14 protein-coding genes are annotated in these 17,254 nt (G+C 58.9%); 12 read left to right on the top strand and 2 right to left on the bottom strand.

Going from position 1 to position 17,254, the window contains the following annotated elements; translation table 11 throughout:
• The first annotated feature begins 352 nt into the window (after positions 1-352).
• The 3 genes from rpsD (at position 353) to CA51_RS01420 (ending at position 4,220) form a co-directional block, all read left to right on the top strand.
• Entirely contained in the window at positions 353-961 is a 609-nt protein-coding gene (gene rpsD, locus CA51_RS01430) for a 30S ribosomal protein S4 (protein WP_145117357.1), read from the top strand.
• A 53-nt stretch (positions 962-1,014) separates the two neighbouring features.
• On the top strand, positions 1,015-2,442 hold the full coding sequence (gene lpdA / locus CA51_RS01425) for a dihydrolipoyl dehydrogenase (RefSeq protein ID WP_145117356.1): 1,428 nt from the start codon (positions 1,015-1,017) through the stop codon (positions 2,440-2,442).
• Between the two features lie 362 nt (positions 2,443-2,804).
• Positions 2,805-4,220: an SGNH/GDSL hydrolase family protein gene (locus tag CA51_RS01420; protein WP_145117355.1), complete on the top strand. Its 1,416-nt coding sequence runs from the start codon at positions 2,805-2,807 to the stop codon at positions 4,218-4,220.
• A gap of 184 nt (positions 4,221-4,404) precedes the next feature.
• Here CA51_RS01420 and CA51_RS01415 read toward each other — a convergent pair whose 3' ends face one another.
• A complete protein-coding gene (locus tag CA51_RS01415) occupies positions 4,405-5,334 on the bottom strand; it encodes a nucleoside hydrolase (RefSeq protein ID WP_338052324.1) in 930 nt (309 codons plus the stop codon).
• 230 nt (positions 5,335-5,564) lie between these two features.
• On the opposite strand from CA51_RS01415, the gene trpD reads away from it, so the two are divergent.
• The 9 genes from trpD (at position 5,565) to CA51_RS01370 (ending at position 16,364) form a co-directional block, all read left to right on the top strand.
• Positions 5,565-6,590 (top strand): anthranilate phosphoribosyltransferase, encoded by a 1,026-nt coding sequence (gene trpD, locus CA51_RS01410; RefSeq protein WP_145117353.1) that lies wholly within the window; start codon positions 5,565-5,567, stop codon positions 6,588-6,590.
• A gap of 547 nt (positions 6,591-7,137) precedes the next feature.
• The gene (locus CA51_RS01405; protein ID WP_145117352.1) at positions 7,138-7,722 is read left to right on the top strand and encodes a hypothetical protein; all 585 of its coding nucleotides are present in this window, start codon (positions 7,138-7,140) and stop codon (positions 7,720-7,722) included.
• Positions 7,723-7,774: 52 nt separating this feature from the next.
• Positions 7,775-9,619, top strand: a complete 1,845-nt coding sequence (locus CA51_RS01400; protein ID WP_145117351.1) for an AI-2E family transporter — start codon at positions 7,775-7,777, stop codon at positions 9,617-9,619.
• A gap of 140 nt (positions 9,620-9,759) precedes the next feature.
• Positions 9,760-11,097, top strand: a complete 1,338-nt coding sequence (locus CA51_RS01395; protein WP_145117350.1) for an APC family permease — start codon at positions 9,760-9,762, stop codon at positions 11,095-11,097.
• Positions 11,098-11,204: 107 nt separating this feature from the next.
• Complete coding sequence (locus CA51_RS01390; RefSeq protein WP_145117349.1) at positions 11,205-11,810, top strand: MarC family protein; 606 nt, start codon at positions 11,205-11,207, stop codon at positions 11,808-11,810.
• A gap of 138 nt (positions 11,811-11,948) precedes the next feature.
• Positions 11,949-12,161 (top strand): hypothetical protein, encoded by a 213-nt coding sequence (locus tag CA51_RS01385; RefSeq protein WP_145117348.1) that lies wholly within the window; start codon positions 11,949-11,951, stop codon positions 12,159-12,161.
• A gap of 320 nt (positions 12,162-12,481) precedes the next feature.
• Positions 12,482-13,909: a DUF2254 domain-containing protein gene (locus tag CA51_RS01380; RefSeq protein WP_145117347.1), complete on the top strand. Its 1,428-nt coding sequence runs from the start codon at positions 12,482-12,484 to the stop codon at positions 13,907-13,909.
• Positions 13,910-14,024: 115 nt separating this feature from the next.
• The gene (gene gad, locus CA51_RS01375) at positions 14,025-15,422 is read left to right on the top strand and encodes a glutamate decarboxylase (protein WP_145117346.1); all 1,398 of its coding nucleotides are present in this window, start codon (positions 14,025-14,027) and stop codon (positions 15,420-15,422) included.
• Between the two features lie 48 nt (positions 15,423-15,470).
• Positions 15,471-16,364, top strand: a complete 894-nt coding sequence (locus CA51_RS01370) for a hypothetical protein (protein WP_231745927.1) — start codon at positions 15,471-15,473, stop codon at positions 16,362-16,364.
• 234 nt (positions 16,365-16,598) lie between these two features.
• Here CA51_RS01370 and CA51_RS01365 read toward each other — a convergent pair whose 3' ends face one another.
• Positions 16,599-17,081, bottom strand: a complete 483-nt coding sequence (locus CA51_RS01365; RefSeq protein ID WP_145117345.1) for a TIGR03067 domain-containing protein — start codon at positions 17,079-17,081, stop codon at positions 16,599-16,601.
• Positions 17,082-17,254 lie beyond the last annotated feature (173 nt).

The following is a 17,254-nucleotide window of genomic DNA, read 5'->3' as shown; positions in this document are numbered from 1 at the left end:
TCGCAACGTTCCTATCAGAAGGGTTTCGGCCAGCGGGTCCCGTCGAATCCAGACTAATCCGCAAAATCGACCAAACTCCTCTAATTGGGTCCGGATACTAGAACCGCAAGTTTGTCTACGTCAATGTCGACTGAGCAATCCTATCGTGCGAATGTTGCCATTCGCTAGTGATTCGCCAGCTTCGCCCTTGCAAAAAGCAAGGTTTCCAGTGACAATCCTGGACTTCAAAAGAAATCAGGCGCGACCCTCCAGGACCAAAATGTGGCCCTGCCGCTGGGATCGTGCCATTGCGTAAATCTACGCGAGGTAACGACTTACACCCCTTTCTTGCACTCCCTTAGGAGCATTGTCGATGGCCCGTTATACCGGACCCAAAGCACGTATTAATCGCCGTCTAGGCGCCATGATCTATGAAACCGCCGGTGCTGCCCGCGCGATGGAACGCCGCAATACCCCTCCAGGTATGCACACCCGCGGCCGTCGCCCCAGTAACTACGGTCTGGCGTTGATGGAGAAACAAAAGATCAAGCACTATTACGGCTTGGGCGAACGACAACTGCGCCGCTACTTCGATGCGGTCAGCAGCAAGCAAGGAAACACGGGTGAGTTGTTGCTCCTGATGTGCGAACGCCGTCTGGACAACATCGTCCGCCGCTGCGGGTTCACCAAAACTCGCCCTCAAGCTCGCCAAGGCGTTACCCACGGCCACTTCTTGGTTAATGGCGTCAAAGTTACCAAGCCAAACTACCTGCTGCGTCCAGGCGACGTGGTTGAAGTTCGCGACCGCGAAGGCCTGAAGAACCTGTACCGCGGCGTGATCGCCAACGCTTCGCCCGACGCCCTCGACTGGGTGGCATTCGACAGCGAAAACCTGAAGGCAACCATCCAAGGCCTTCCCGGCCCTAGCGACATCAGCCTGCCGGTAGATGCTAACTCCGTGGTCGAATTCCTGTCTCGCTAGGTTTCTGCTGCGACTCTTGCAGATTCCTCAACTCGCTATCCTGAACAAACATCATGCATTCATCGCTCGTTGTATTGGGCGGGGGTCCAGGCGGCTACGCGGCCGCATTTCTGGCCGCCGACGAAGGTCTGGACGTCACGATTGTCGAAGCCGATTCGCGGCTCGGCGGAACGTGCTTGCTGCGGGGCTGTATCCCCAGCAAGGCTTTGTTGCATGTTGCTCGGGTGATCAGCGAAGTTCAGGAACTCAACGAAGACTGGGGCGTCAGCTATCCTGGCGCTCCGTCGATCGATATCGATAAGGTTCGCGGTCGCAAAGAAACTGTGATCTCGAACCTGACCGGTGGCCTTCAAGCTCTGGCCAAACGCCGCGGCGTGAAAGTCATCCACGCCAAGGGCGTCTTTGAAAACAGCACCACCCTGAAGCTGGAAGGGGACCACGCGTCGATCCCCGAAGGCGGAAAGATCACTTTCGATCATTGCATCCTCGCGACCGGCAGCGTTCCTTTTGTTCCGCCTGCGTTTGACATCGGCAGCGATCGCGTGATGGACAGCACCGGCGCGTTGGAACTGAAAGACGTTCCCGAAACGATGCTGGTTGTCGGCGGTGGATACATCGGCCTGGAGCTTGGCAGCGTCTACGCTCAACTGGGCAGCAAGGTTTCGATCGTCGAATTGATGGACGGCCTGCTGCCAGGCGCCGACCGCGATCTGGTTAAGCCGCTGCAGAAGCGGATCGAAAAACTAGTCGACGGCCGGTTGTTCCTGAACACCAAAGTCGGCTCGCTTGCCGAAGAGAAAGACGGCGTTCACGTGACCTTCGAAGGGCCAAACAAGTTTGGCAACGAAGTCTACGACCGCGTGCTGGTTTCGATCGGCCGCCGCCCCGTCAGCAAAGGCTTTGGCCTGGAGAACACCCAGGTCGTCGTCAACGCCAAAGGCTTTGTGGAGTGCGATTCGCAACAGCGGACCGCCGACCCGCACATCCTGGCGATCGGCGACGTCGCTGGCGAACCGATGCTTGCACACAAAGCCAACCACGAAGGTCGGGTCGCGGCCGAAGTCGTGCTTGGCAAGAACTCCGCCTTCGACAAAGTGGCGATTCCCGCAGTGGTCTTCACCGATCCCGAAATCGCTTGGGCTGGCCTGACCGAAGGCGAAGCCAAAGCTGCCGGCCGCAAGGTCGATGTCGAGGTCTACCCCTGGGCTGCTAGCGGTCGCGCTCAAGCGATCGGCCGGACCGAAGGTTCGACCAAGTGGCTCGTCGACCCTGAAACCCATCGCGTTGTCGGCTGTGGAATCGTTGGTGCCGGAGCTGGCGAATTGATCGCCGAAGCCGTCTTGGCGATCGAGATGGGCTGCGAAGTCCACGATATCACCGACAGCATCCACCCGCACCCAACGCTCAGCGAAACGCTGATGAACGCGGGCGAAGTCCACTTCGGCACGGCGACGGAAATCTACAAGCCGAAGAAGAAATAGCGAACGACTGGATCGATCTCGAGCTCAGCCGAATCCGCTGGGTCGATCCAGCACTGACGATTCAGACAGACTAGCTGGCACGCGATTGCGTCCGGCTGGACCAGGGAACTGAATACCAGCACGTGCCGGCTGATCCCACATCCTGAACGCCTCTAACCGCAGCCCACTGCATTCGCACAGCGACGATCCCCACCAAGGAATCGCCGCACGGCAAAGCCGCTCCGCTGCGAATCACTCAAACCGGACTCTCCGGTGCGTTACATTAGTGCTACGCAACTCGCAACATACCGGCGGTCTATCTGTCGGCGGAACTAAGGCGAACCCCAACCCGCCAACCGCTAGGCCCTCGTTGAAGGAAACGAATGAGACTTCGAAACATTGCCCTGTTTACAGCGTGCGTTCTCCTATCCAGCCAAAACACCGACGCCGATTCGCCACAAACCGTCACCCCCGAGGCAAGGCCACCCGCCATCCCTGCAACTCCTTTTGCCGATGGCGAACGCGTCTGCTTCCTGGGCGACAGCATCACCGCGGGCGGGTACGTTCAAACCCTGATCGCCGACTATTACCTGACGCGATTCCCCGAGAGGACGGTTCAATTCTTCAACGCCGGTCGCTCGGGCGATACCGCCAGCGGTTCGCTCTCGCGACTCAAGGAGGATGTCATCGATAAGCGACCGACGTCGGTTGTGATCATGTTTGGCATGAACGATGTCAGTCGCGGTTCCTACACGGCGAACCCGACCGACGCCCAGAAGGTCCGGCAACAGCAGGCGTTGGGACGATACAAAGCGAAGATGGAAGAGGTGGTGGCGCGGCTCCGCGACGAGGCGAACAATCCGAAGCTGTACTTCATGACACCGTCTCCCTTCGACCAGACCGTTGTCCTGGACCGCGACAACAACCAGCCCGGCTGCAACGACGGCCTCGGTCGCTGTGCCGCGATCGTTCGCCAGTTGGCGCTCGAGAACAACGCCCCGGTGATCGATCTGCACGGACCGATGACGGCACTCAATCTTCAGCAGCAAAAGCTTGATCCGACCTGGACTATCATCGGCCCCGACCGCGTCCATCCCGGATCGCCCGGGCGATTGATGATGGCGTGGTTGTTCCTGAAAGCCCAGGGTGTTCCCGCGACCATCTCCAGAACGATGATCGACGCGGCAGCGGGCAAGGTCGCCGAAAGCGTCAACGCTGAAGTCGAGACGGTGGAGCGAAGCGAGGCGGGCGTGAAGTTTGTGTCGCGCGAGCAGGCCCTGCCGTTTCCGATCAACGCGGGCCCGATGGAACTGTTCGATCTGCTGCCGATCGGCGACGATCTAGCTCAGCAGATCCTGAGCGTGACCGGACTCTCCGAAGGAACTTACGAACTGCGGATCGATGGCGCGGCGGTGGGGCGATACCAAGCAGCCGATCTTGCCAGCGGACTCAACCTCGCCTTCAACAAGGCGACGCCGCAGTACAAACAGGCCCGGCGCGTCGCCGAACTCAACTCGCAGCGACGAAACGCCGAGGCGACCGCTTGCAGCCTACTGAATACGCGCCGCTGGATGCAGAGCTACTACAAAGTGGATGTCGATGATCCCAAAGCGGTGCAGGCCCACTACGATCACTTCGAAGAAGTGAAGCAGTATTCGGCAGTGATGGCGAGAAGATACATGGAGGACTGGCCGAATTACAGCGAGTTCCGCAAGCGAGCCGCCGAGCTTCAGCAGGCGGCGGAAGCGAGTCGCGAACCAGTGGCTCACACCTTTGAACTGGTGCGAATTTCAGGCTAAACCGCTGCGGAGAGGGAGGTCGGCTGAAGCCTTTACTCCAGCGCTGGAGTCATAGGCTTTAGCCGATGTACGGCGAGCCGGGGAGGAGGTCGGCTGAAGCCTCGACTCCAGCGCTGGAGTCATAGGCTTTAGCCGATGTACGGCGAGTCGGGGAGGAGGTCGGCTGAAGCCTCGACTCCAGCGATTACGTACATTGCCCTGCGAATCGCAGGCCGCGGACGATCTGATTGACAGCAGCGGTTGTGTCGATCGAGCGGGCGACCTCGGCGTTCAGCGACCATTCGCGATGCCGCCGGGCGTCGCAAACCGTCTGGCCGCGAGTCAGTTCGCCGCGAGTCTCGATGTCGATCGCCATATCTTCCCAAGTGAACAGCTCGGGCTCCAAGAAGCCCAGCAGCGCCACGGGGTCGTACAGCGAAATCGTTTCGCGGCCCAGATTCTGAACATAGCTGCGGAATGCAAACAGCAACAGTTTGTGCAGCAACTGGCCCGCTCGAGTCTGCTTCGACGGTAGGTTTTCGATCAGCTCGATCGAGAACTCGACTTGATCGGTGACGTCCAGCGGGACCAGGCTTTTGGTTGTCGCCGATTCGATCACGCTGCGAGCAGCGGTCGGATCGAAGTACATGTTCATCTCGGCAACGGGCGAAATATTGCCCGGACAAGCGACGGCGCCACCGCTGACCACCAACCGGTCGACAAGCGATTCGAGCCCAGGTTCGCGTTGGAAAGCGCGGGCGACATTGGTCAACGGGCCCAAGCAGATCAGCGAGACCTGGTTGGGGTGCTGCCGCAGCAACTCGGAGATGATTTTTTCGCTCAGGTGCCGATGCTGGCGATCGCTCGGCTCGTAATTGCAGCCGGCCAAGCCATCGGAACCGTGCAGCACGATATCATTGATAACCGCCGCCCCTTCGCATGGAGAAGCGACCCCGATCCGCGGATATTTCGGCGGGTCCAGCTGCTGGATCAGCACCTGAACATTGGTTGTCGCCTGGTCGGCATCGACAGTTCCGGCTGTCGCCGTAACCGCCAGGACTTCCAGACGCGGGTCAAACAACGCCATCGTGAGTGCGATCGCGTCGTCGATTCCGGGATCACAGTCGATAATCACTTTTCTAGCCATAGGTGCGATTGTACGGTTGTCGGCGAGGTGGCGAAACGGGGATTTTGTCTCGACCGACCGGGAAACGCACAATCGCCCCTCAGCCAGCGAAGATTGCCGCCGCGGCGGTCCCAACCGATCGCCGCGGCCGTTATATTGACCACCACCGGCTCGCTCGCTTGCTGCGACGCGACAACCTTACATTGCCTCTCCCCTGTGCCGACAACGTTGTGGTGAATATGAGTATCCAGATTGACGAAGCGATCCGCACGGTCCAGGCCGGCAACGACTTGGCCGCCGACGATGTGCAGGCGTTGATCGGAACGATGTTGCAGGGCGAGGCGGAAGACGAGGCGATCGGAGAGCTTTTGCTAGCGTTGCGAGCCAAGGGAGAAGTCGTCAGCGAACTGGTTGGCGCCGCCCGCGCGATGCGCAAGCACATGACGCCAGTCGCATCGGCCGGGGGTATCCTGTTGGACACCTGCGGCACCGGAGGCGACGGCTCGGGAACGTTTAACATCAGCACCGCCGCAGCGATCGTCACCGCAGCAGCTGGCATTCCCGTAGCCAAACACGGCAACCGCGCGATCACCAGCAAGAGCGGATCGGCCGATGTGCTGTCCGCCTTGGGAGTCAACATCGACACCGATCGCGATGTTGTCGAGCGATGCTTGGCGGAGGTTGGGATCTGTTTTTGCTTCGCGCCGCGACTGCATCCCGCCATGCGTCATGTCGGTGCGATTCGCCGCCAACTGGGCGTGCCGACGCTGTTCAATCTACTGGGACCTCTCTGCAATCCCGCCGCCGCGTCGCACCAGGTGCTTGGTACCGGCAAACCATCCACGCAGCGACAACTGGCCGAAGCGCTGCATCAATTGGGAACAGAGCATGCCGCCGTCGTTCGCGGCCTCGACGGTCTCGACGAAGTGACGCTCGATGGCCCGACGTCGGTGATCGAAGTCACGGCCGCGGGCTGCCGAGAGATCCAGTGGACGCCGGCTAGTTTTGGGCTGAGTCCATCGGGCCCCGAAACGATGCAAGCCGACGGCCCCGACGAAAGTGCAGCGATCATCCGACAAGTACTCGGCGGACAACCAGGGCCAGCTCGAGACATCGTCGTCGCCAACGCAGCCGCTTCGATTTGGTTGTGCAACCCCGAAGGCGGCCTGATCGCCGCAGCGGAACAAGCCGCCGATGCGATCGACACCGGAAAAGCCCAACGCACGCTCGAAGCCTTATCCGCAATGACATCCGCCGGCCAGTAGAAGCGTGGTTTCCGTATTCGCTGAAAGCGAGAAAACACCGGAGACGCTTCGCCTCCAGCCGCCAGTCCGTCCTGCCCCAGGTAACTCACCACTGTTCGATTCGGCGACACGCCCCTCCCCGAAAAACTTGCTCGGCGCTCGTTCTTCGACCCTCCCTGCTCCGCCGCGCGGGTGAAGTGCTGGTCACGACTTCACCCTCCGCCAAACGGAGTTTGAAGGGGAGGGTCGAACCAGCGAAGCGAAGTTCGGGGAGGGAAGCCTCACGCATCGCCGCCGTTCGATCCGGCGGCACAGCCCTCCCTGAAAAACTTGCTCGGCGCTCGTTTTTCGACCCTCCCTGCTTCGCCGGGCGGATCACGACTTCACCCTCCGCCAAACGGAGTTTGAAGGGGGAGGGTCGAACCAGCGAAGCGAAGTTCGGGGAGGCGGCTGTCGGATGTACAGCCATGGTGCCTGGGAGGATATTGGCACGCCCGTTTATGCGGCGGCATAAGTGGATAGAATACGGCTCAACAAACATTACAAAACAATCAGCAACGGTGAACTCATGAACACGTCTACTGAAGCGGTATCGTCTGCCGACAAAGTCGACTCGAAAGCGCATTCGAAATCTGGAGGCGCCTGGACAACTCGGCTTGGCATCCTGTGCGCGATGCTGGTCCTGGCGATCGCTGGGATCGGATTCACCCAGGCGACCGATACGGGCGCTTGGGAGTACTGGTTGTTTGTGGTCCTGGTTTACGCCGCACTTGGGCTCTGGAAAAGCGTCCGCAGCGCCAAGCAGGCGGGGCAATCGATCCACAAGACGATCATCAGAGAATTGTCTCACTGGGGGATCTTGGTTGGTTTCCTCGCGGCCCTGCTGATGCTGGAGCGTCGTGAGATCATCAATCGCGATTCCGCTTCCTACTTTGCAGTGATGCTGCTGGCGTTGACCTGCTGCTTGGCCGGGGTTCACATCGACTGGCTGCTGTTGGTCGTTGGCATCTCCTTGACGTTGATGGTCCTGGCGATGGCGATGCTGGAGCAGTTATCCGCCTGGATCATCATGATCCTGGTGGCTTGCGTGGCAGTCGCAATTTTCTACTTCAAATCGAAACGCGATAGTTCCGCAGCGAAAGGCAACAAGTAGTTCATCGCCCCGCCCTCCCTGGCCTAGCTACGCTCCCCAACGCAAGTTTCCCATGCCCAGCGATCCATCCACCCCCACCGCCCAATCACCCGATTCGATCCTTCAACAGAACTGGTGGCACAAGCCGCTGATTTGGGGTGTGTTCGTGGCGTTGACCTACGCGTTGCGAGAGTTCTTCCTGGTTGGGTTCCTGACATTCTTGTTCTGTTTCATCGTCCGCAGCCTGGTGGGAGCAATCGCCCGCCGCATTGCACCTCATCGTCCCGACAGTCACCGGTTGGATCTGATCCTGACACTGTCGATCTTTTCGTGTCTATGCTTGTCGCTGTACGGACTCGGCCGATTCTTCGTCCCGCCGCTGATTCACGAAGGCAAGAGCCTGGTGACGCAGATGAAACAGACGAATGCCGTCGAACTGCAGAACACATTGCTGTCCAACACGGCCGGAACGTGGAAGTTTAAACGCCAGTTTGGCCCCCCCGAGGATCCACGCTACAAAAAAGGGCTCGCTCAGTTTCTTGCCGCCGGTCGTAGCGGTGCGGGGCTGTACCAGGAATTCCCTCAACTGCACTCACGGCTCAAAGCTGAATTCGAAGCCAACTACGAACAGGCTCAAGTGCTTCAACTGCAGTCGCAAGCGAGCGGTGCAAGCGTGCCGTTTAAGACTTGGTTCATGGAGTTCAAAGCACCCGACATCTTCCATGCAAAACAGGATTATTACGTTTCGCGTTGGCAAGCAAGCCAAGCCTCCGATGACAAGCAGGACGAGGCGAAAAGCCTAACGCAGCAGACCGATTTTGAATCTCTCCGCGACGAACGAATCCGGCAGCGAATCTGGGCCGACGTCAATGCCGATCCCGTGTTGTTGGCTCAACTCAAGAGCGAATGGGCGCAAGCGATTTCGATCCAGAAATGGGCGGAGTTTCGTGAATCCCCCGCATACCAAGCTGAGTTCAAACAGTTCTACGAAACTCAATTTGCCGACGACTCCAATAACGTGCCGATCGACTACGCCTACTTCGAAACCTTGGCAGCCGCCTACCCCAAAGGGAAACAGGCCTTCTTGGAAGCTGTCGACCAGCATCAACAGACAGCGAAGGAATCGGCGGCGCACCAACAATTCGATTTTGAATCGGCAACAAAACGGGAATTTGGTCAGCAATGGTGGGCCACCAGCCCGGCGGCTGACTGGGTGCGTGAACATGCAACCGAGGACGGACCCAAGATACTCGCCGCCGGCGTGAAGCAATTCGACCAAGCGCTCGGCCACGTGTTAAGAGTCCCGATCCAGATCGGCACCGCACTGCTACTGGCCGTTTTCATGCTGATCGAATGGGATAGCGTGAAGACCGGCGTGGCGAACATTCGCAACACGCGACTGCGATCGGTCTTCGATGAAATCGCACCGGGAGTGATCGCGCTGGGCAAACTGATCGGCAAATCCTTCCAGGGACAAGTCGTGATCGCAGTGATCAACGCCTTCCTGACACTGATTGCCCTGTGGATAATCGGCGTCGAATACAAGTTTATCCTGGCGATGGTCGTGTTCGTGTTCAGTTTTATCCCGGTGGTTGGAGTAATCCTGTCGGGCGTTCCACTTTGCGGAATGGCCATCCTGCAGCCCGGCGGATCGCTGCTGATGGCGGTACAGGTGATCGCGGCGGTTGCGTTGATCCACTTGATCGAAGGGATGGTCTTGTCGCCGCGGATCATTGGCAAGATCGGACATCTACATCCTGTGCTGGTGATTGCGATCCTGTTGATCGCGGAACACTTCTTCGGAATGTGGGGCCTGGTTCTGGGCGTACCGGTCGCCATCTACCTGATCCGCGTGGTGCTGCTCGATCTGCCCATTCCCGGGATCTACGAGCCCGACCGCACTCCGGAACTGGAATAGGTTCAGCGGCTCACCGCGACCGGCGGCCGCGCGAGCAGACCTGCAGGTTTGCCATTGCGGGGTGCCCGGTTCCCGAAGCCGCTGATAGAATTCTCGAGATTCGATTCTCGATTCAATTTCTGTGAAGGACTTTCTCCTTAGTGTCGTCCACCAGCGAGCCCAAACTCGGTACCTTCTCCACACTATCCATCGGCATCGGTGGCATGGTGGGCGGCGGGATCTTTGCGGTCACCGGACTCACGATCACTGCAACTCAAGGCGGCGCGCCGATCGCGTTCTTGATCGCGGGGATCGTGGCGTTGTTGACCAGTTACTCCTATCTGAAACTGACGCTCAGATATCCCGGCGTCGGCGGCACCGTCGATTTCCTGAACCGGGCTTTCGGTACCGGCATCTTCACCGGAGCGGCGAATATCCTGCTGCTGCTCAGCTACGTCGTGCTGGTCGCCGTTTACGCCTACGCCTTCGGCAGCTACGGAGCCTGCTTTTTCCCCGAACCCGACAGACCCTTCTGGACTCATGCGCTGATCAGTGGCGTGATCGTTGGGTTGGTGGGAGTGAACGCGTTGGGAGGCAGCTTAGTCGTCCGAGCGGAAAACGTTTTTAACATCGTCAAAATCTTGCTCTTAGCCGCCTTCATCGTGGCTGGACTGGCCACCCCAATGGAATGGAGCCGATTAGGGACGGAACATTATGTATCGCCGATGGGTTTAGTCGCCGGAGCGATGCTGATCTTCCTGAACTACGAAGGCTTTGAACTGATCGCCAACGCATCGAAGGATGTTGCCAATCCCAAACGCTCGCTGCCGATCGCCTACGTCGGCGGCGTGCTGATCGTGATTGTGATTTACATGCTGATCGTCGCGGTCGTTGTCGGGCACCTGAGTTTCGCGGAGGTGGCCAAAGACAGCGACACCGCACTCTCGGTCGCTGCACAAGACGTGATGGGAAGAACCGGATACATCGCGATTGCGATTGCCGCGTTGTTGGCGACAAGTTCGGCGATCAACGCCACGTTCTACAGCACCGGACGCCTGGCTTATATCATCGCCAAGACGGGTGAACTGCCGTCGGAACTGAAGCGATCGTTTCGTGGCCAGCATCAGGAAGGGACGCTGATCACTGCGGTCCTGGCGCTGGTCGTCGCGAATTTTGTCCCTCTGGATGCGATCGCGACGATGGGCAGTGCAGGTTTCCTGTTGCTGTTCCTGGCTGTCAACGTTGCCAACGTCCGTTTAGCCCGTCAGACCAACAGCCACGCATGGCTATCCGGCCTAGCAGCGCTCAGCACACTGGTCGCCATGATCGTGTTGTGCGTGAAGGTCGACGAAAATCCGGCGACGCGAAACCATCTGTGGATTCTGGTCGGCATGATTGTCGTTTCGCTGACAATTGAGATCGTGTACCGCAGCCTGACGGGGCGCGAAGTACGAATGGGAAGGACGCCCGATTCCAATCCGAAAAGCAATGTCGCCTAGCCGCGGCCGGGGAGCGGCCCAGGCCCGCATCGCTCAATTTTGCAACGCGTCGCGAGCGAGGGTGCTGATGCGAACAAGCCACACGCCTAACAGAAAAAAGCCAAACAATGAATGATCAAATTCAAGCGATCGTAACCGTCCTCTCGTTGATGAACCCCGCGATCTGCGCGGCGATGTTTACCGCGGCGGAGACGGATCGACCGTTCGACGAAAAGGCAACCGACGCCACCAAGGCAGCTCTGGCGATCCTCGTGATCCTCTCGATCGCCGCCCTGATTGGAACACGCCTGCTGCACGTCTTCGGCATTTCACTGGACGCATTCATGGTGGCCGGCGGCGGCGTGCTGGCGTGGATGGGCTTCTCGATGCTCAATCGCCATGCGGACGCTGAGGCATCGAAGTCGCATCAGTCGCTGACGCCCTTGATCCTGTTTGCCGCGAGTCCAGGGACGATCACCGGAGTCATCACGCCGTCGGCGGTACACACTCAATTGAAGCTGCCGATCACCGCTCTGATATCGGTCGCCGTCGCAACGGTATGCACCTGGGTTGTGATGCTGCTGGCTGCCCGCTTCTCCAGTGCACAAAACGGCGGCGGATTCTTGCGAGACACGATGACGCGGTTCATGGGACTGATCGTCCTGTCGATGGGCGTGCAGTTTGCGTTGACCGGTTTTCACGCGTTCGCAAAAAGCGGAGCCGTCGCCGGTTGATCGAAGAGTGCCGCATGATCCTGGAGTCGTTCGGAACCACTGCGAGTGATACAATTAGCCCGCTCTGCAACTCGGTTGCCGTAGCAATCGCGACAGCAAAACCGTCAACAACTCTTTTCCATAGAAACCGTCCATCCGATGTCAAAACCAAAAGAACACAAGCACAACAGCGACCATCAACATACATCGCACCACAACGCTGCGAAGTCGAAGAAGATCCATCACGATTGGCGGTTCTGGACCGCGATCGTGTTAATGGGACTGGCGATGGCCGCTTATGTCCTCTCGTTTGACGAGTCGCTGCGTCCGGGAGACGTCGACCAAGCCGAAGTCCCCATGTCCGCTGAATAAAGGCCAGTCAAGCAGCAAGCTTCCGCCCTGCACCGCGACTCGGGCGACTCCGGCAAAAGTCGTGTCACCACGCGAGACATGAAATAGACGGCGGCAGGATTCGCCATCGGCCGAAGCGTCCGATTCAGCCCTCACGCCCGCGTTTCGGCATGGCGTGTGGGCTTTTCAAACGTTCAGCCACGATGCCTGGAGAGCGTTGGTGCGGCGTCAGCCAGTGACCGCCGGCGTGCGTCGCGAAAGCCACCATCCGGCTTAACGCAGCCAGCCGCGTGACTCCTCTTCGGTTTCATCTCCACCTCTTTTGAGAGTCCAGCATCCCAATGAATGCGTCGATCATCACGCTCTGGACACGCGTTCGGGACAGCTACTGGTTCGTCCCCTCACTGCTGGTTGTCGGTTCGATTCTGCTCTCATTTGCCACCACGGCGCTGGACGAATCGCTCGGCTCGGACTGGATCGATGACATCGACTGGCTGTCGACAAATCAACCCGAGGGTGCGCGGGCGGTGCTGTCGACAGTCGCCGGATCGATGATCACGGTTGCCGGCGTGACGTTTTCGATGACGATCCTCTCGATCTCGCACACGACGTCGCAGATCGGCCCGCGACTGTTGAACAACTTCATGGCGGATAAAGCCAACCAGTTTACGCTGGGCGTTTTTATCTCGACCTTCATCTATTGCTTGATGGTCTTGCGAACCGTTCGCAGCGCCGAGAGCGCGCCGCCGGGCAGCGACGCGGTCGGCGACGCGGTCGGCGACGCGGTCGGCGATCTGGCTGGTGCGTTTGTGCCTCAGATCGCTGTGGTCATCGGCGTCCTGATGGCGATCGCCAGCGTCGGCGTGCTGATCTTCTTCATTCATCATATTCCCGAAACGATCCACGTCTCCAACATCATTGCCAATGTTGGCAAAGGGATTAACCGACACATCGATGGGCAGTTCCCCGCTCGCGTCGGAGAACCGCGGGACGAAGAGATCGACCGCCAACAGAAGCTTGAAATGCCGGACTGCTTCGATTCCACGGCCGTGCAAATCGATGCGACCACTAGCGGATATTTGGAATACATCGATGGCAACGGCTTGATGCAAATCGCTTGCCAACACGACTTGGTGATGAAGATCGACCGCAGCCCCGGCGACTTCGTCACGCCCGCCAGCCTGCTGATGCTTGTTGCACCCCGGGAACGGATCGACGACGACATCCGCAAAGAACTCGCCGCGATGTTTGTCTTTGGCGTTCAACGGACCACCACGCAAGACCTGCGTTTTCAGATCAATCAATTGGTCGAAGTTGCGATGCGGGCGCTTTCGCCTGGAGTCAATGATCCTTTTACGGCGATCAGCTGTATGGATTGGTTGCAGTCGGCGTTGGAAAACCTGTCGGCTCGCGAGCTGCCCGATTCGCATCGCTTCGACGAATCGCAGAACCTCCGCCTGGTGGCGACGCCGGTCACGTTTGCCGGCTTCGCGTCGCTGGTCTTCGACCAATTGCGACCCTACGTCGCCGCGGACCGCAACGCTGCGCTGCGGATGATGACGATGCTGGGCGATCTCGCAGGCCAACCGATGCCGCTTCGCGACCGCCGGATGTTGTGCCGTCACGGCTGCGCACTGCGGCGTGAATGCGACAATCGACTGACCGACATCCGCACCCTTGCGGCGATCCGGCAATCCTATCGCGAACTGTTAAAACGAAGCCCCAGCAACGACAACCCGGCCGAACTGCCAAACGGCAACAGTCCCTAGCCTCCGCATAATCCGTACCGCCAACTTCCCTTGGCGGCGTCGCAAACCCGCCCACGCCAACGAACCAAAAACCAAAGACCGTCCGCCCAAACTACCCGGCAAAGGATTTAGAAACATGCCCCTGCACGATAAAGATTCGATTCGCGAACTACTCGACGACGACGTTTACGGATCGACCGACCTTGCGGGTCAGTTGCCGAAATACAAGTTCCCAGGCGAAGAGCACGACCCGCGGCACGTCTATTCGCTGGTCCACGACGAACTGATGCTCGACGGCAACTCGCGTCAGAACCTGGCTACCTTCTGCCAGACCTGGGCCGAGCCCGAAGTGCACAAGTTGATGGACGAGTGCATGGACAAGAACATGATCGACAAGGATGAATATCCGCAGACCGCGGAGATCGAAGCGCGTTGCGTGCACATGCTTGCCGACCTCTGGAACTCCCCGGCCGCCGCCAACACGATCGGCTGCTCGACGACCGGTTCCAGCGAAGCGGCGATGCTGGGCGGCATGGCGATGAAGCGAGCTTGGGAGGCGAAGCGCAAGGCGGCCGGCAAACCTTACGACAAACCGAATCTGATCACCGGCCCGGTCCAAGTCTGCTGGCACAAATTCGCCCGCTACTGGGACGTCGAACTGCGCGAGATCCCGATGGAGAACGATCGCCTGATCATGACTCCCGAAGAAGTGATCAAGCGCTGCGATGAAAACACGATCGGCGTCGTGCCAACTCTGGGCGTCACCTTCACCTGCCAATACGAACCGGTCCAACAGGTCTCCGACGCCCTGGACCAACTGGAAAAAGAGACCGGGCTGGACATCCGGATGCACGTCGACGGAGCCAGCGGCGGCTTCTTGGCTCCATTTTGTGCTCCCGATCTGGTCTGGGATTTCCGCCTGCCTCGGGTCAAATCGATCAACACCTCGGGGCACAAGTTCGGCCTGTCGCCGCTGGGCGTCGGCTGGGTGATCTGGCGCGAGGAACAGGACCTGCCGCAAGAAGAGATCTTCTGGGTCAATTACCTGGGCGGAAACATGCGCGACATCGCGCTGAACTTCTCGCGTCCCGGCGGTCCCGTCGTCTGCCAGTACTACAACTTCCTACGGCTGGGCAAAGAGGGTTATCGCAAGATCCACACCGCCTGTTATGAGACGGCGAAGTTCGTGGCACGCGAGCTGGAAAAGCTGGACTATTTCGATGTGATCTACGACGGCGACATGGAGTCGGGCATCCCGGCACTCTGCTGGAAGATCAAGGAGGGCGTCGAGCCGGGATTCAGTCTTTACGATCTCGCCGATCGGCTGCGCAGTCGCGGTTGGCAAGTCCCCGCGTACGCATTGCCCGCGAACCGCCAAGACCTTGCGATCCAGCGGATCCTGGTTCGGCATGGTGTCAGTCGCGACCTGGGAGCTCTGTTGATCGAGGACATCAAACGCTCGATCGATTACTTTAAGAAGCACCCGGTCCAGTCGCAGATCACGCCAGAAGAAGCCTCGGGTTTCCATCACTGATCGAATTGGCCCGACGCACCCACGACATCCGAGCAGCAGACACAGCACGTGACGAGCATCCAGATCAACGACGGCGGCGACGCGATCAGCTCTGCAGACGACAGCGTCTGTATCGCTGCGGCGGGTGCGTGGCCTTTCGTTTCCCGGCGAGTCTACAAGCTTGCCGGCGAAGTCGAATCGATCTGGACGTCGCGTCAGCATCGCAAGTCGCTGGGCCCTCGCCGGGCGGCAAGCTCTCTGGCGACCTGGGTCTTCAACCCACAGAGCCTTAACTGGTGGATCGGTTGCATCTTTGCGATCGGTTCGTCGCTGTTTGCCGCAGGAAGCTTGCTGACGCTCATGCCCGAGTTGGCTAAAGCGTCGGGACTCGAAGCCAACATCAACGCGATCTTTTTCGCTGGCTCGATTCCCTTCACCACCGCGGCTTGGCTGCAGCTGTTTCAAGCCGCCAACGCCGGGCGATCATCGAACCAATCGCGGAAACTGATCGGCTGGCGTCCTCACGACGTCGGCTGGCTCAGTTGTGCCCTGCAGTTCGCCGGGACGATCCTCTTCAACTTCAACACCTTCGACGGGATGATCCCAGGATTAAACTGGTTCCAATCCGACCTGGCGGTCTGGACGCCCAACATCCTCGGCTCGCTACTCTTCTTCGCCTCGGGCTATCTCGCCTGGATCGAAACCTGCCACGCCCACTGGTCGTTCCAACCACGCGAAATCGCCTGGTGGATCGTCGCCATCAACCTACTCGGCTGCATCAGCTTCCTGCTCTCCGCCTTCTGGGGCATCTCGCTGCCAACAACTCCAGAAGACTGGCCAACGACCTCAGTCGCCTTCACCCTCGCCGGCGCGATCTGCTTTCTGATCGGAGCCCTACTAATGCTCCCCGAAGCCGAGCAATCGACCAGCGAACCTGCCAACGTTGACGCGAGCACAGCGTGAAACGACCGACGCTATCCGTGCGGTTACACGCGTTGGTAACGCTCGCCTCAACCGCTTACGCCCCAATTCATTGAGTGTCGAATCGTAATCGATGTAGATTGCAAGTCTATAGAACGACACGTATCACTGGGGCGGCGGTGATGTCGCTCCATTTGAAACCGAGCCAACCGCCGGCTCTCCAGTGCATGAGATTGTTCGGCAATTATCCGGATGTGACCGAGAACCGCCGCTGTGTTACTTGGAAGTGATGCGCTTAAGCACTGTCACGTTGTACTCAGACGTTGACGCAAACTCCTTCGGTCGACTTTGTTGAGAGCCCATGCATAATCTGGTTTCGTCGCCATTCACCTCGTAGATTCCCTGCGTTGTGGCGGTCTTGCCGCCACCTGCGTTGTGAATGATGTCAATCGAGTTAGGTGTAGTGCCGGGGTCGATCACGTAGCCAGAGTCATCGAGCAACATACCGCCCTGTGTCATGATTTGTCTTCCATTGACAAACTCGATCTCGATCGGGACGCCACTCGAGTCGATTGCTTCCTGACCGTTCTTGAGTAATGAGACAATCCGCCAACGCCCTTCAATTCCGGTATCGCCTACGAGCGGCATTACGTCGACATCCGTTGTGTCAAATGAATCCGGCTGGCTTGTGACCGGCGTCGACTCCGCGCCGCATCCCGACAAGACGATAAGTAGAAGTAGAACTCCGCGACAATGCATGTCTCGATTCCTTTATGATTCGTTGTAGCGCCGAACGGTACTTCTCACCTGAACAACCGGGGAAAAACAGAGGGATTTGACTTGTTCGCAATGGTGCGCAAGACCGGAGCTTACTCCTGGGCGTCATATTCTCACCAGATCCCTGACCGACGACTCACCCCCTCTTCCAGCGA

The sequence above is a fragment of the Rosistilla oblonga genome (assembly GCF_007751715.1).
GTDB lineage: Bacteria > Planctomycetota > Planctomycetia > Pirellulales > Pirellulaceae > Rosistilla > Rosistilla oblonga.
This window is presented reverse-complemented; position numbering and strand designations above follow the sequence as displayed.

Coding starts and splice junctions, on each gene's coding strand:
- rpsD (WP_145117357.1), top strand. CDS start 353: ATGGCCCGTTATACCGGACCCAAAGCACGTATTAATCGCCGTCTAGGC.
- CA51_RS01385 (WP_145117348.1), top strand. CDS start 11,949: ATGTCAAAACCAAAAGAACACAAGCACAACAGCGACCATCAACATACA.
- lpdA (WP_145117356.1), top strand. CDS start 1,015: ATGCATTCATCGCTCGTTGTATTGGGCGGGGGTCCAGGCGGCTACGCG.
- trpD (WP_145117353.1), top strand. CDS start 5,565: ATGAGTATCCAGATTGACGAAGCGATCCGCACGGTCCAGGCCGGCAAC.
- CA51_RS01405 (WP_145117352.1), top strand. CDS start 7,138: ATGAACACGTCTACTGAAGCGGTATCGTCTGCCGACAAAGTCGACTCG.
- CA51_RS01390 (WP_145117349.1), top strand. CDS start 11,205: ATGAATGATCAAATTCAAGCGATCGTAACCGTCCTCTCGTTGATGAAC.
- CA51_RS01420 (WP_145117355.1), top strand. CDS start 2,805: ATGAGACTTCGAAACATTGCCCTGTTTACAGCGTGCGTTCTCCTATCC.
- gad (WP_145117346.1), top strand. CDS start 14,025: ATGCCCCTGCACGATAAAGATTCGATTCGCGAACTACTCGACGACGAC.
- CA51_RS01380 (WP_145117347.1), top strand. CDS start 12,482: ATGAATGCGTCGATCATCACGCTCTGGACACGCGTTCGGGACAGCTAC.
- CA51_RS01400 (WP_145117351.1), top strand. CDS start 7,775: ATGCCCAGCGATCCATCCACCCCCACCGCCCAATCACCCGATTCGATC.
- CA51_RS01365 (WP_145117345.1), bottom strand. CDS start 17,081: ATGCATTGTCGCGGAGTTCTACTTCTACTTATCGTCTTGTCGGGATGC.